Below are 13338 nucleotides of genomic sequence, written 5' to 3' on the forward strand. Positions count from 1 at the left end.
GGGCGGCTTACTTAGGGAAGGCTTAGTTGGCCGTTCGAGTTATTTTGCTGACGCTTGGCAGGTTGCGAATGCGTTTCATGATACGCGCGAGGTGCACACGGCCCTTGACCGAGAGGGTCAGGTTCACCGTCGAGAGTTTGGCGTCGCGCTCCTCGATGCCGATCCGCTCGATATTGGCATCGGCGTCGGTGACCAGGCCCGCGAGCTCGGCCACCAGCCCCCGGCGGCTTTCGATCTCGATACGCAGCGCCACCGGGAAGTCCTCGTCGATATTCTCCGACCACTGCAGTGTGAAGAGCTTTTCCGGGTCGCTTTTCAAATCCACCAGGTTTCGGCACTCGTCGCGGTGCACGACGATGCCCTTGCCCACCGACAAATGCCCCACGACCGCATCACCGGGTAGCGGGTGGCAGCAGCGGGCAAAACTCAACACCATGCCTTCGCTGCCGCTGATCACCACCGCGTTATCGCTGTTCTCCAGCCGGTTGATCTCGCGATTCTCGCCCTGGGCGGTATCCGCCAGCCGCCGGGCCGCCACGTAAGCCATGCGATTACCCAGCCCCACCGACTCGAGCAGGGTGTCCAGCGAGGAGACGTCGAGCTCCTTGAGCGCCTTGGTGAAGACCCGCTCGTCGAGCTCCTCGAGGCTCGTCTCATATGAGGCCAGCGCCTTGTTGAGCAGCCGCCGTCCGAGCATGATCGCCTCGGACTGCTGCTGATGCTTCAGGGCGTGGCGAATCGCCGAGCGCGCCTTGGCGGTGGTGACGAAATTGAGCCACGAAAGATTAGGCCGCGCGCCGGGGGCGGTGATGATCTCGAGCGTCTGGCCGCTTTCCAGTCGCGTGGAGAGCGGCGCCAAGTGGCGGTCGATGCGACAGGCGATACAGTTGTTGCCGATATCGGTATGCACGCTGTAGGCGAAGTCGATCACCGTGGCGCCCTGGGGCAGCTCCATGATGTCGCCCTTGGGCGTGAACACGTAGATGTCGTCGGGGAACAGGTCATTCTTGACGTGCTCGATGAACTCCAGCGAGTCGCCGGCGTGGCGCTGCATCTCGAGTAAGCCCTTGACCCAGGCCCGTGCCCGGGCGTGGCTGCCCTCGGCGATCGGATGCTCGGTCTGGCCGGCCTTGTAGAGCCAGTGAGCGGCGATGCCGTTGTTGGCCATCGCTTCCATCTCGCGGGTGCGAATCTGCACCTCGATCGGCATACCGCGCTGACCAAAGAGCGTGGTGTGCAGGCTCTGGTAGCCGTTCGCCTTGGGAATGGCGATGTAATCCTTGAAGCGCCCGGGCACCGGCTTGAAGAGGTTGTGCACCACGCCGAGTATCCGGTAGCAGCTCGCCACATCGTCGGTGATGATGCGAAAGCCGAACACGTCCATGATCTCGGCAAAGGGCTTTCGCTGGTCGCGCATCTTCTTGTAGATGGAGAGCAAATGCTTTTGCCGACCGATCACCGTGCCCTTGAGTTCTTCGTCGTCCAGGCTTTGTTGCAGCGACGACTGAATCTGGCGCATCGCGCTTCGCCGGTTACCGCGGGCGCTGGCCACCGCGCGCTTGATCCGCTCGGCGCGCATCGGGTGGATCGCCTGAAACGAAAGATCCTCGAGCTCGATGCGGATGGTGTTGATCCCGAGCCGCCCGGCCACGCGGGCGTAGATCTCCAGCGTCTCGCGGGCGATGCGCCGCTTCTTGTCCGGCCGCAGCGCCCCCAGTGTGCGCATGTTGTGCAGCCGATCGGCGAGCTTGACGATGATGACGCGAATGTCCCGCGACATCGCCAGCACCATCTTCTGGAAGTTCTCCGCCTGAGCGACCGCCTTGTCCTCGAAGGTGATCTGGGTGAGCTTCGAGACGCCGTCGACCAGCTCCGCCACCGGCTGACCGAACTGCTCGCCAAGGGCTTTTTTTGAGACGCCGGTATCCTCGATCACATCGTGCAGCATGGCCGCCATCAGGCTTTGATGGTCCATGTGCATGTTGGCGAGGATGTTGGCGACGGCGAGCGGGTGGGTGACGTAGGGCTCGCCGGAGCGGCGCCGCTGGCCATCATGGGCCTGTTCGGCGTAGTAGAAGGCGCGTTTGACCTGCTGGATCTCGTCCGAGGGTAGATAGCCGCCGAGTCGGTCGGCCAGGTCATCGATGGTGAACATGGAACGCGCCCCTTCGGTTCCGGACTTAGTCGTCGATCTGGATGCTGGGCGCGGCCGGACGCTGGCGCACCGGCGCCTCGACCGGCTCGTCGAGCACCGTGTGATCGACCAAGCCTGCGGCGATTTCACGCAGCGCCATGACCGTGGGCTTGTCGTTCTCCCAGGCAAGCTGCGCATCGCGGGAGCCGCGGGCGAGCTGGCGGGCCCGCTGGGTAGAGATCATCACCAGCTTGAAGCGGTTTTCTACGTTTTCGAGACAATCTTCGACGGTTACGCGCGCCATGGGAGCTTTCCTTTAAAAAACGACGCCGGGCCGGCAGGGCGTGAAACGACCGCCGACTCGGCAAAAATGGGTCACTGGACCCGATAGATTACTCGACCGCCGGCGCCTGTGACAAGAGCGCCTTGAGCAGCGAGGCATGGCGATGCTGCATGGCAGCACGTGTAAGCCGCTGGCTGGTGATCAGCGCCTGCAGCTCGCCAAGCGCGGTGGTGAAATCGTCGTTGATCACCAGGTAATCATACTCGTCGTAATGGGTCATCTCATTGACCGCATCACGCATGCGCCGCGCGATCACCGCGTGCTCGTCGGTACCGCGATTTGACAGGCGCCGCTCGAGCTCGGCCCGTGACGGCGGCAGGATGAAGATCGATACCGCATCACTCATCTGCTCGCGCACCTGCTGGGCGCCCTGCCAGTCGATTTCGAGAATCACGTCCTGACCGGCGGCGAGCAGCTCCTGCACGGCGTGGCGCGAGGTGCCATAATAGTTATCGAACACGCGGGCGTATTCGAAAAAATCGCCGCGTTGGATCATGGCTTCGAACGTCGCGACCGGGCAGAAATGGTAGTTCACTCCGTCCACTTCGCCTTCGCGCCGGCCGCGCGTGGTGTGCGATACCGATACCTGAAGACCGTCCAGGCTCTCGATCAGCTCGCGAACCAGGCTGGTTTTTCCCGCGCCCGACGGCGCCGACACGATAAACAGCGTACCCTGGGACATGAAACGCTCCCCTCAAAAACAGTCGTTGACCCTGGCGTCGCCACGCTTACCGCTCGCAGGTGGCGCTAAAGCCGGGCAGTATCGCATACCTGCCGCGCGGGCTGTAGTAAAAGCCTGGGCGCGCTCAATAAGCGTTAGTCACCCAAGGAGAGTGGCATGCGAGGAACGGTTTTCATTCTGGCGCTGATAGCCCTGGGCGTGGCGCTGCAAAAAGGCATCATCGAGATTCCCCGTCAATGGGCGCCCTGGGCCCCGCTGCATATCGACGACCCGATCACGCCGGTCACCAAACTCAAGCTCAAGCGCCTGGAAGGCGACCGTCAAGGGTGTCTGGCCGCGCTCGACACCGTACCCGCAAGCGAGCTCGACTACACGCCGGTGGCAGACTACTCGCCGACGGCGAGCTGCCCACTTTCCAACATCGTGCGCATCAATTCTAGCAGCGTACGCTTCAACCGAAGCTTCGTCGCCTCCTGCCCCATGGCGTTGGCTTGGGTCATGTTCGAGCGCCACGAACTTCAGCCCGCCGCCGTCGAGCTTATGAGTAGCCGCGTCAGCCAGGTGGATCACGTGGGAAGTTTTGCCTGTCGCAACGTTTACGGAAGATCAACGGGAAGGCGGAGCGAGCACGCTACCGCGGAAGCGCTGGATGTTACGGGGTTTCGGTTCGAAAACGGCCAGCGCATTACGCTGATCAGCAACTGGGACGACGAGGGGTCAGTAGGAGCGTTCTTTAGAGCGGCGCGGGATGGCGCCTGCAAGAGCTTTGGGAACGTGCTGGGACCAAACTATAACGCCGCGCATGCCGACCACTTTCACATGGGCATGCGCGGCTACGGGCTGTGTCGTTAGACGATTACTCGAGGTTGATGTCGTCTTCGTCGGTCAGCGCGCCCGCCGCGGCACCTGCGCCGGCACCGAGGATCGCGCCGCCACCGATGCTGCCGCCGGTGGCCGCCGCGGTACCCGCGCCTACCGCGGCGCCCACACCCGCGCCGCTGGTGGCACGCTCACCGGTGGTGGAACCACAGCCAGCCAGGCCAATCGTCAGTGCCGCAATGGCGGAAAGCGTCACGATGCGCGAGGTTTTCAAAATCGGGGTATGCATGAGTCATCTCCTTATGGGGTGCACTTATACAACCTAGAAAGGTTTGCGCAACTTTGCCAGCCTTGTTTGCGCAAACGCCGATTTAACTCATGTTATTACTGAGCGAGGGTGCCGGATACGTGCGTTTTTCCAGCCACCGCCCAAAAACGAAGATCGCAAGCCCACATAGCGCAAGCCCGGTACCCACGAAGCCCGTGCTCGACGGCGTGAAGCCGGCGCTGATGGCAAGCCCGGCAAGCCAGGCGCCCAGGGCGTTGGCGCCGTTGAACGCCGCGTGATTGAGCGAGGCCGCCATGGTCTGCGCATCTTCGGCCACGTCCATCAGGCGCGTTTGCAGCGACGGCGCCAGCGCCATGCTGGTGCCCACCAGGCCGACGAACAGAAGTCCGGTCCAGACGCTGTTGGCGGCAAAGTAGTAGAGCCCCTGAATCACCGCACACCAGATCAAAATGCGCGGGATCGCGCGCATCAGGTTCTTGTCCGCCATGCGCCCGCCCACCAGGTTGCCGATGATCGAACCGATACCGAAGATCACCAGCACCAGCGGGCCGAGCGCCTCGCTCATGCCGGCCTGGCGGGTCAGCGTGGGCATCACGTAACTGAAGATGGAGAACATGCCGCCGCAGCCGATGCAGGCGATGGCCACGGTCACCAGCACGCGCTGCTTCAGGAGCGCCGAGAGCTCTTTCACGGGGCTTGCCGCCGAATCGACCGGCTGTACCGGCACGAACAGGCGGATCAACAGCGCCGTGATGACGGCAATGACGCCTACGCCGGTAAACGCGATCTGCCAGCCGAACTGATTGCCCGCCCAGGTGCCCAGCGGCGCGCCGAGCAAAATCGCTACGGTCAGCCCCATCATGACCCGCGACACCGCCCGCGCCCGCTGATCCACCGGCACCGCCCCCGCCGCGACCAGCGCGGCCACGCCAAAGTAGGCGCCGTGAGGCAGCCCTGCCAGAAAACGCAAGCCCACGAAGGACCAGAACTCCGGCGCCATGGCACTGGCGATGTTACCAACGGCAAACACGAGCATCAGCAGAATCAATAACAGACGCCGCGGCATGCGCGCCGCCAGCGCCGAGATGATCGGTGCCCCCACGACCACGCCCAGGGCGTAGCTGCTAATGGCGTAGCCCACCTGGGGCACGGTGACCGCGAGATCCCCCGCCACCCGGTTCATCAACCCCATGATGACGAACTCGCTGGTACCGATCCCGAAACCGCCCAGCGCTAACGCAAACTCGGCCAGCCGCGGATTACGCGCCCAACCGGTGGAAGACTCCTGCACACTTGACTCCTCGGGCCTCTGCCCGCTTATCGATTCACAATGGCGCGAATGATCGCAGTATTAGACGAAAGTAGAAACACGTGCGGCCAAAAAGACGGGCGCCAACGCCCTCGTTGACGTTTAGGGCGGATACACTCAAGAACGATACCGCCCATTCAGCGAGTTTTTATGACACCCGAGACCATTCCCCAGGCCATGGCCGCCCTTGCCAAGGTTGATGCCGATATCGCCCGCGCCCTACCCCAGGTCGGCGCCCCCGCCGCCCGGGCGCGCGAGCGCGGCTTTGCCACCTTCTTCTCGACCATCGTCAGCCAGCAGCTCTCCGTCGAGGCGGCGCGCTCGATCATGAATCGGGTCAACACTCTGCTGCCGGCGCTTCATGCCCAAGCGGTGATGGACGTGGAGGGCGAGGTACTGCGCGATGCAGGGCTCTCCTGGCGCAAGGTCGAGTATGCCAGGGGGCTGGCCGAGGCGGAGCTCGCCGGCACCTTCAGCGCCGATGGGCTCGAGCAGTTGAGCGATGAAGAGGTCATCAGCGCCATCACCGCCCTCAGAGGTTTCGGGCGCTGGAGCGCCGAGATTTATCTGATGTTCTCGCTCGGGCGAACGGACGTGTTCCCCGCGGACGATTTGGCCCTGCGCGTGGCGCTGGGGCGGCTGAAAAGAATGGACGACAAGCCCACGCCCAAACAGGCGCGCCAAATGGTCGAACACTGGGCGCCCTGGCGCAGCGTAGGCGCGCTTTTTCTGTGGCACTACTACCGCGGCGAGCCGCTTTAACCACGCATCCTCAGGCGTTCAAGCCCCCGAACTTACCCGCCTGGTAATCCTCGACCGCCTGAATGATCTCCTCGCGGGTGGTCATTACGAAGGGGCCGTGAGAGTAGACCGGCTCGTCGATCACATCGCCGTGGCCGAAGATCAGCCGCGCATCGCTCGATGCCTCGAGTTCGACATGGCCGCCCTCACGATCAAGCTCGATCAGGTGTTGGGCCTTTACTGGCTCGCCGCCCACACTCACATCACCCTTCACCACGTAGAGAAACACCTGCCGCGTTGGGGCGACGGGCAGCGTCTCGCGGCTGCCGGCGGCAAGCGTGAGCGTGGACATGAACACGCCAGTCAACGTATCGATGGGGCCCTGAAGGCTCTCCCACTGTCCGGCGATCAGGTTCAGCTCGACGCCGCCGGCAAGGGGAATTCGGGGAATATCGCCCTGCTGCAGGCCGACGTAGTGCGGCGCGCTCATCTTGAGCTTCGAGGGCAGGTTGATCCAGAGCTGCAGAATCTCCAGCGGCCCGCCGTCGCGCTTGAACTCCGGCGGCGACACTTCCGCGTGGACGATACCGCTGCCGGCGGTCATCCACTGCACACCACCTTCATGAATCACGCTCTGATGGTCGGTGCTGTCGGCGTGGGCCAGCGAGCCTTCGAGAATGAACGTCACCGTCTCGAAGCCGCGGTGCGGGTGCGGGCCAAACGGCAGCCCCTGGTTGTTCGCGGGATACGTCTGCGGGCCGTGGTGGTTCAAAAACAGAAACGGGTCGAGCTGATCGAGCCCGGGCCCCGGTAGCGGCCGCCGGGTGGTGAGATCACCGATATCGTCGCGGTGGGCCGCGTGCTGGCGGATGACGCGGCGCGGGGTTTCAACGTTCGACGCGGACATGTATCGCTCCTTTATCCAGAATGCGCCCAGTGTAAAACCCGGCGCCACGGTTGAGGAGCGAATAATCTGCTTGGGTTGGTTGAAGTAAATCGAGTGGACGCTCCGGGCCGTCGCAGCCCGGCTTCACTGGCTAGAACTCGGTGACGACCGTCACCCCGGCGCTTTCGAACGTATCCATAGTCACCAGCACATCGATCGACGCCTCCAGGCTGATGCGCCGGCCGATCAGCCGCTCAGGGGCCAGCTTGCCGGACTCGATCATCGCCAGCATGTCGCCGTAGCGGTGGGCCTGCATGCCGTGGCTGCCAAGGATTTCCAGCTCGTTGGCGATGATCTGACTCATGGGCACTGCGGGCGTGCTGTGATCGGCAAGCATTAGCCCCACCTGAACGTGGCGGCCGCGCTTTCTCAGATTGCTGATCGAGTTGAAGCAGGTACTTGGGTGGCCCAGCGCATCCAGCGAGACGTGAGCGCCGCCTTGGGTGATCTCGCGCACCGCTTCGACCACGCTACCCACCTCGGCGGCGTTGACGGTCGCCACCGCGCCCAGCTGGCGAGCCAGCTTCAGTGCTTTCTCCGAGATATCCACCGCGACCACGTTGGCGCCCAGGGCATTGGCGATCATCACCGCCGAGAGCCCGACACCGCCGCAGCCGTGCACCGCCACCCATTGGCCCGCCGCGGCGCGCCCCTGGTCCACCACCGCGCGAAACGAGGTCACGAAACGACACCCCAGGCTCGCCGCCGTGGCGAAATCGAGACGTTCCGGCAGCGCCACCAGGTTTACGTCGGCGTAGTGAATGCTCACGTACTCGGCAAAGGAGCCCCAGTGGGTAAAGCCCGGCTGGAACTGATGATCGCACACCTGATGGTTACCCGAATGGCACTCCGGGCAGGCACCGCAGCCGCCCACGAACGGTACCGTTACCCGATCGCCGACGCGCCAGCGGGTCACGTCCTTGCCCACCGCTTCCACGATGCCCGCAAGCTCATGACCCGGCACGTGAGGCAGCACGACATCCGGGTCGTGCCCCATCCAGGCGTGCCAGTCGCTGCGGCATACGCCGTTGGCCATCACCTTCACCACCACGCCGTGGGGTTCGGGCGTCGGGTCAGGTACCTGCTGGATGGCCGGCGGAGCGGAAAAGTTTTCGAAAACAACGGCTTTCATGGAGTACTCCAACGCAGTCATGTGGCGTTTTACTATAACCAGCCGCGCTTGAAATTACTTTTCTGTTGGCTGGACGACAAGACTAATAATGAAGCACTCTTTCATTTGGTTCGGCTAATTTGAAAGAGATAACCACCATGAGCCAAATAGACAAAGTGGATGCCAAAATTATTGGCCACCTGCAGGCCGACGGCCGCCTCTCCAATTCCAAACTGGCCGAGCGGCTTTCCATCAGCGAAGCGACCTGCTGGCGGCGCCATAAACGCCTGGAGGAGAGCGGCGTCATCGAGGGCTATCAAGCTAACTTGAACCGCCGCGCCATCGGCGGCAGCGTACTCGCGTTCGTACAGATCACCTGCACCCAGCACGATGAGGCCGCCACCGCCGAGTTCGAGCGTTTGATACAACAAAGCTCGCGGGTGCTCGCCTGCCACAACACCACCGGCGAAGCGGACTTCCTGCTGCAGGTCGTCGCCCGCGACCTGGACGATTACAGCCACTTCGTCGAGCGGGTACTGCGCCAACTGCCTGGCGTTTCGAGCATCCGCTCGAATCTGTCGCTGCGGGAAGTGAAGGTGACGAACCAGTTGCCGGTGGAAGAATTGGTGGGTGATTAGTCAGCGGATGGCAAGGCTTTCTTCACGCGCATTTAAACTTCCCATCGGCGCTTAAAGACTGCCTGGAAATCCTCTTCTACCTCGTCAAAAAGAAGAGTCAGGAGAAGCGGCTCACGCACGCCATGGTCGAATAACGCGGAATAAGAGAAGACGAACTCGAGCTTGGGTTTTCTATCATTCAGAAAGCGAAAAACCTAGATGAAGCTCACCAAGGTTTAGACGCCAACCGGACACTCCCAGTCCATTTGTGGCTCATTTTGAGCCCTCTGTATCTTGAATCAATTTTCGTTATTCGTTCTATCAATCATTGAAGCGTGGCGCCCCCAAAACCGCTTCAACTCTTCCCCCTCCAGCGCTTCGCTGAACAGAAACCCCTGATACTCATGGGTGTGAAGTTGGCGTATCAGCGACAGCTGCTGCTCGCTTTCCACGCCTTCGGCCACAACCTGCAAGTTCAGGCTTTGCGCCAGCGCAATGACGGCCTTGACGATGGCGGCGTCCTGCACATCGGTAACGACGTGGGACATGAACGAGCGGTCGATCTTCAAGCGGTCGATGGGGAGGCGGCGCAGAAGCGCCAGGTTCGAGTAGCCGGTGCCGAAGTCGTCGACTGACAGCGTCACACCCATCCCGCGCAGCTCGACCAGTATAGTGAGCGCGACCTCCGGATTGAGCACCAGCGCGCTTTCAGTGAGTTCGAGTTCCAGATGGGAAGGTTCCAAACCGGTCTCTTCGAGCACTTTCTTGACCATATCGATGAAGTGGCGGTTATTGAGCTGGATCGCTGAAATGTTGACCGAGACGAACAGCGGCTGCGCCATCTCTTCCTGCCAGTCAAAGGCATAGGTGCAGGCGGTTCGCAGCACCCACTCGCCGATTGGCAGGATCAGGCCCGTGTCCTCGGCCACCGGGATGATCTCACTGGGCTCCACCGTGCCCAGTTCCTCGTCTTCCCAGCGAAGCAGCGCCTCTACCCCGGTAATGCGGCCGTTATCGACATCCACCCTAGGCTGGTAGGCCAGGCGCAAACCGTCGTTGTCGATCGCCAGACGCAGGCGCCGCTCGAGAGCAGCACGGCGTTTTTCGTGGGAGGTCATGTCCAGCTCGAAGAACTGGAAGTTGTTGCGTCCCATGCGCTTGGCGGCGTACATGGCGGCGTCGGCGTGAATCATCAGCGAGTGCTTGTCGCTGCCGTCCTCGGGATGAAGGCTGATCCCGATACTGGTCGAGACCTTGACCAGACTTGCGCCAATTTGAAACGGGTTCGCCAACGTGCTCACTAGCCGTTTGGCCAATTCGGCGGCGTCTTCGCGCGTGGAGTGTTCACCCAGCAGTACGATGAACTCATCGCCGCCAACCCTGGCGACCGTATCGGCCTCGCGAATCATGGTTCTTAACCGAATCGCGGCCTGACGGATGAGCTGGTCGCCGACGTGGTGGCCCAGCGTATCGTTGACCTGCTTGAAGCGGTCCAGATCGACGAAGAACAGCGCGAAAGGCACCTGCTGGCCTAGCTGCTCTTCCAAACGCTCCTCGAGCAGCAGCCGATTGGGCAGCTGGGTGAGCGCGTCGCGGTAGATCATCTGCTTGAGCTCGGCGTTGGCCTCCTGAAGCGAGGCGGCCAGCTGCGCGTTGCGTGACGACATATGGGCGTCGAACAGCGAGATCATCAGCGCCGCCAGCATGATGCAGGTAGAGACCAGCGCTACGCTAATGGCCAGCTGGCCGGTAGAGATGCCGACATTGGCAGAAGGCACGAACCCTTGTGGATAGACCGCTGCCGCCATGCCGGTATAGTGCATGCCGGAAATACCCACGGCCATGACCAGCGCCGCAATCAGGCGCTGCCAAAGCGGCGCGCGGCGCGTACCGGTCGGGTTGAGCCGAAAGGCGAGCCAGAGCGCCACGCCAGAGGCGGAGACCGCAATCGCCACCGAGGTCAAAAAAAGCGCTGGCGCATAGCGCATGCTGCCTTCGATATGCATCGCCGCCATGCCGACGTAGTGCATCAAACACACGCCGCCGCCCATGATCAGCGCACCGATGGACAGTCGTGACAGCGATACCCGCCCGGACTGCACGATAAATAGCGCCAGCGCCGAGGACGCAATCGCCGCCACCAGCGAGAGTAGCGTCAGGAAAATACCGTAATCGACGCGGGCGCCCATCTCCATGGCCAGCATGCCGATGAAATGCATCGCCCAGATGCCGGTGCCCATGGCAAAGGCGCCGCCGGCCAGCCATAAGTGGCGCACGACGCCACGGCTTGCCCGAACGCGGCCGGCGAGGTCCAGCGCGGTGAACGACGCGATGCTGGCCACACCAAAAGAGAGCAGGACCAACGCCAGATTGTAGGACGTGTGATGATCGTGCATGGCGCGTTTTTACCAGAGCCGCGTGGAAAGAGTGACTGATTTTAAATCAAGTTAATCCACTTGCTCTGGGTTATCAAACGGCTATCCAGCCAACACTTCATTCTTTCGGCTGACCTCGTCTCATACCGATCGGTCTACTCAATATTCTGAATCTGCTCACGCATCTGCTCGATCAGCACCTTCAATTCCACCGCGCATCGTGTGGTGTCGGCGACCACCGATTTCGACGAGAGCGTGTTGGCTTCGCGGTTGAGCTCCTGCATGAGAAAGTCGAGCCGGCGTCCCTGGGGGCCCTTTTGGGTGAGCTGGCGGCGCACCTCATCGACGTGGGTGTCGAGGCGGTCGAGCTCTTCGTCGACGTCCGCCTTTTGCGCCACTATGACCAGCTCCGCTTCCAGCCGCTGGGGGTCGAGCTCGGTGCGGGCGGCTTCCAGCCGCTCGAGTAGTAGCGCGCGCTGGCGCTCGAGAATTTGTGGAAGAAAGCCGCGTACCTGATTGACCTGTTCGCTGACCGCGTCGAGCCGTGACGCGATCATCTCGCCGAGCTTGTCGCCTTCACGGGCGCGGGCGTCGATCAGATCCAACAGTGCCTGGTCGAACAGCGCGAGTGCCCGCGCCTTGATCAAATCCTGATCGAGATGACGGGTTTGCAGGACGCCGGGGTAATTCAACAACTCGAGTGTGGTGGGCGCGCGGGCGTCGGGGATCCGGGCGTTGATCGTCGCCAACGCATTGGCGATTTCTGCCAGTTGCGCCTCGTCGACACTGGGCGCCTGGGCCTCCTCGGCGCTTTCGAAGCGCAGAGTGCACTCTATCTTGCCGCGGGCCAGGCGCTGCCTGAGCGCTTCGCGCAGGGCGGGCTCGAGATCGCGCAGCGCCTCCGGCAGGCGAAAATGCAGGTCCAAGTAGCGCTGGTTCACGGAGCGGATTTCGATCTGCAGGGTGCCGATGGCGCTGGCTTCTTCGGCCCGGGAAAACGCGGTCATGCTGTGTACGCGGTGAGTAGCGGCCATTGAGGTCATCCTTGTGAGAGCGCATTTGCGCCAGTCTACCTGAGGTGGGCGGGTTTAGGCGGTCAGGACGTGTACAATGGGCGCCTTTTATGAATTCTGCGCGCTCACGCGCAATTGAGAGGTGCCATGCGTCCCGATGTTGTTCGCCCCAGCGGCCGCGAGGCCGACCAGCTGCGCGATATTCGCCTGACCCGTGACTATACCCGCCACGCCGAGGGCTCGGTGCTGGTGGAGTTCGGCGATACCAAAGTGCTGTGTAACGCAAGCGTCGAGGCGGGCGTGCCGCGCTGGCTGCGCGGCAAGCACCAGGGCTGGGTCACCGCCGAGTACGGCATGCTGCCCCGCGCCACCCACACGCGAGGCGGCCGTGAAGCCAGCCGCGGCAAGCAGGGCGGACGCACGCTCGAGATCCAGCGGCTGATCGGGCGCAGCCTGCGCGCGGCGGTGGATCTCAAGAAGCTCGGCGAGTTCACCATCACCGTGGATTGCGACGTGATCCAGGCCGACGGCGGCACCCGCACCGCAGCGATCACCGGCGGCTGCGTGGCGCTGGTGGATGCGATCCGTTTTCTTCAGCGCGAGAAAAAGATCAAGGGCGACCCGTTCAAACAGCTGGTGAGCGCGATTTCGGTGGGCATCTTCAAGGGGTCGGCGGTGCTGGATCTGGACTACCCGGAAGACAGCAAGGCCGACACCGATCTGAACGTGGTGATGACGGAAAGCGGTGAGCTGATCGAGGTGCAGGGCACCGCCGAGACCAAAGCCTTCAGCCGCCACGAACTCAACGCCATGCTGGATCTGGCCGAGAAGGCCGGCGCCGAGCTGCTCGAGCATCAGCGCGAGGCACTGGGCATTCGCGGCTGATCGGCTGCGCCCATGTAGAAACGTCAACGTGTAGAAACGCCAAAGGCCAGCATGATGCTGGCCTTTTTGCGAAC

Annotated in this window: 13 protein-coding genes; 4 read left to right on the forward strand and 9 right to left on the reverse strand. The window is 62.6% G+C overall.

What is annotated here, in order from left to right; all coding sequences use genetic code 11:
• Positions 1–22: 22 nt before the first annotated feature.
• The 3 genes from OCT39_RS17065 to gmk all read right to left on the reverse strand — a co-directional run bounded on the left by OCT39_RS17065 (position 23) and on the right by gmk (position 3159).
• Positions 23–2155 (reverse strand): RelA/SpoT family protein, encoded by a 2133-nt coding sequence (locus OCT39_RS17065; protein WP_263585628.1) that lies wholly within the window; start codon positions 2153–2155, stop codon positions 23–25.
• Between the two features lie 25 nt (positions 2156–2180).
• Entirely contained in the window at positions 2181–2438 is a 258-nt protein-coding gene (rpoZ, locus tag OCT39_RS17070) for a DNA-directed RNA polymerase subunit omega (RefSeq protein WP_252107983.1), read from the reverse strand.
• 88 nt (positions 2439–2526) lie between these two features.
• Complete coding sequence (gene gmk / locus OCT39_RS17075; RefSeq protein ID WP_263585629.1) at positions 2527–3159, reverse strand: guanylate kinase; 633 nt, start codon at positions 3157–3159, stop codon at positions 2527–2529.
• A 156-nt stretch (positions 3160–3315) separates the two neighbouring features.
• Between gmk and OCT39_RS17080 the strand changes: the two genes are divergently transcribed.
• A complete protein-coding gene (locus tag OCT39_RS17080) occupies positions 3316–4011 on the forward strand; it encodes an extensin family protein (protein ID WP_263585630.1) in 696 nt (231 codons plus the stop codon).
• 4 nt (positions 4012–4015) lie between these two features.
• Here OCT39_RS17080 and OCT39_RS17085 read toward each other — a convergent pair whose 3' ends face one another.
• A complete protein-coding gene (locus tag OCT39_RS17085; protein WP_263585631.1) occupies positions 4016–4267 on the reverse strand; it encodes a hypothetical protein in 252 nt (83 codons plus the stop codon).
• 82 nt (positions 4268–4349) lie between these two features.
• Positions 4350–5558: an MFS transporter gene (locus OCT39_RS17090; protein WP_263585632.1), complete on the reverse strand. Its 1209-nt coding sequence runs from the start codon at positions 5556–5558 to the stop codon at positions 4350–4352.
• A 168-nt stretch (positions 5559–5726) separates the two neighbouring features.
• On the opposite strand from OCT39_RS17090, the gene OCT39_RS17095 reads away from it, so the two are divergent.
• Positions 5727–6338 carry a DNA-3-methyladenine glycosylase family protein gene (locus tag OCT39_RS17095; RefSeq protein WP_263585633.1) on the forward strand — a complete coding sequence of 204 codons (612 nt, stop codon included), beginning with the start codon at positions 5727–5729 and terminating at the stop codon, positions 6336–6338.
• Positions 6339–6348: 10 nt separating this feature from the next.
• Here the strand turns inward: OCT39_RS17095 and OCT39_RS17100 are convergent, their stop codons facing one another.
• Both OCT39_RS17100 and OCT39_RS17105 read right to left on the reverse strand, forming a co-directional pair.
• Entirely contained in the window at positions 6349–7224 is an 876-nt protein-coding gene (locus OCT39_RS17100) for a pirin family protein (protein WP_263585634.1), read from the reverse strand.
• A gap of 130 nt (positions 7225–7354) precedes the next feature.
• Positions 7355–8395, reverse strand: a complete 1041-nt coding sequence (locus tag OCT39_RS17105) for a zinc-dependent alcohol dehydrogenase family protein (protein ID WP_263585635.1) — start codon at positions 8393–8395, stop codon at positions 7355–7357.
• A gap of 137 nt (positions 8396–8532) precedes the next feature.
• On the opposite strand from OCT39_RS17105, the gene OCT39_RS17110 reads away from it, so the two are divergent.
• Positions 8533–9012 (forward strand): Lrp/AsnC family transcriptional regulator, encoded by a 480-nt coding sequence (locus tag OCT39_RS17110; protein WP_263585636.1) that lies wholly within the window; start codon positions 8533–8535, stop codon positions 9010–9012.
• A gap of 278 nt (positions 9013–9290) precedes the next feature.
• Here the strand turns inward: OCT39_RS17110 and OCT39_RS17115 are convergent, their stop codons facing one another.
• Positions 9291–11387 (reverse strand): putative bifunctional diguanylate cyclase/phosphodiesterase, encoded by a 2097-nt coding sequence (locus OCT39_RS17115; RefSeq protein ID WP_263585637.1) that lies wholly within the window; start codon positions 11385–11387, stop codon positions 9291–9293.
• Positions 11388–11521: 134 nt separating this feature from the next.
• Positions 11522–12400, reverse strand: coding sequence for a YicC/YloC family endoribonuclease (locus OCT39_RS17120; RefSeq protein WP_263585638.1), 879 nt, complete (start codon positions 12398–12400; stop codon positions 11522–11524).
• 126 nt (positions 12401–12526) lie between these two features.
• Between OCT39_RS17120 and rph the strand changes: the two genes are divergently transcribed.
• Positions 12527–13264 carry a ribonuclease PH gene (gene rph / locus OCT39_RS17125; protein WP_263585639.1) on the forward strand — a complete coding sequence of 246 codons (738 nt, stop codon included), beginning with the start codon at positions 12527–12529 and terminating at the stop codon, positions 13262–13264.
• The last annotated feature ends 74 nt before the right edge of the window (positions 13265–13338 follow it).

Source organism: Halomonas sp. GD1P12 (assembly GCF_025725645.1).
GTDB lineage: Bacteria > Pseudomonadota > Gammaproteobacteria > Pseudomonadales > Halomonadaceae > Vreelandella.

Coding starts and splice junctions, on each gene's coding strand:
- OCT39_RS17095 (WP_263585633.1), top strand. CDS start 5,727: ATGACACCCGAGACCATTCCCCAGGCCATGGCCGCCCTTGCCAAGGTT.
- OCT39_RS17115 (WP_263585637.1), bottom strand. CDS start 11,387: ATGCACGATCATCACACGTCCTACAATCTGGCGTTGGTCCTGCTCTCT.
- OCT39_RS17100 (WP_263585634.1), bottom strand. CDS start 7,224: ATGTCCGCGTCGAACGTTGAAACCCCGCGCCGCGTCATCCGCCAGCAC.
- OCT39_RS17105 (WP_263585635.1), bottom strand. CDS start 8,395: ATGAAAGCCGTTGTTTTCGAAAACTTTTCCGCTCCGCCGGCCATCCAG.
- OCT39_RS17085 (WP_263585631.1), bottom strand. CDS start 4,267: ATGCATACCCCGATTTTGAAAACCTCGCGCATCGTGACGCTTTCCGCC.
- OCT39_RS17120 (WP_263585638.1), bottom strand. CDS start 12,400: ATGGCCGCTACTCACCGCGTACACAGCATGACCGCGTTTTCCCGGGCC.
- rph (WP_263585639.1), top strand. CDS start 12,527: ATGCGTCCCGATGTTGTTCGCCCCAGCGGCCGCGAGGCCGACCAGCTG.
- gmk (WP_263585629.1), bottom strand. CDS start 3,159: ATGTCCCAGGGTACGCTGTTTATCGTGTCGGCGCCGTCGGGCGCGGGA.
- rpoZ (WP_252107983.1), bottom strand. CDS start 2,438: ATGGCGCGCGTAACCGTCGAAGATTGTCTCGAAAACGTAGAAAACCGC.
- OCT39_RS17080 (WP_263585630.1), top strand. CDS start 3,316: ATGCGAGGAACGGTTTTCATTCTGGCGCTGATAGCCCTGGGCGTGGCG.
- OCT39_RS17110 (WP_263585636.1), top strand. CDS start 8,533: ATGAGCCAAATAGACAAAGTGGATGCCAAAATTATTGGCCACCTGCAG.
- OCT39_RS17065 (WP_263585628.1), bottom strand. CDS start 2,155: ATGTTCACCATCGATGACCTGGCCGACCGACTCGGCGGCTATCTACCC.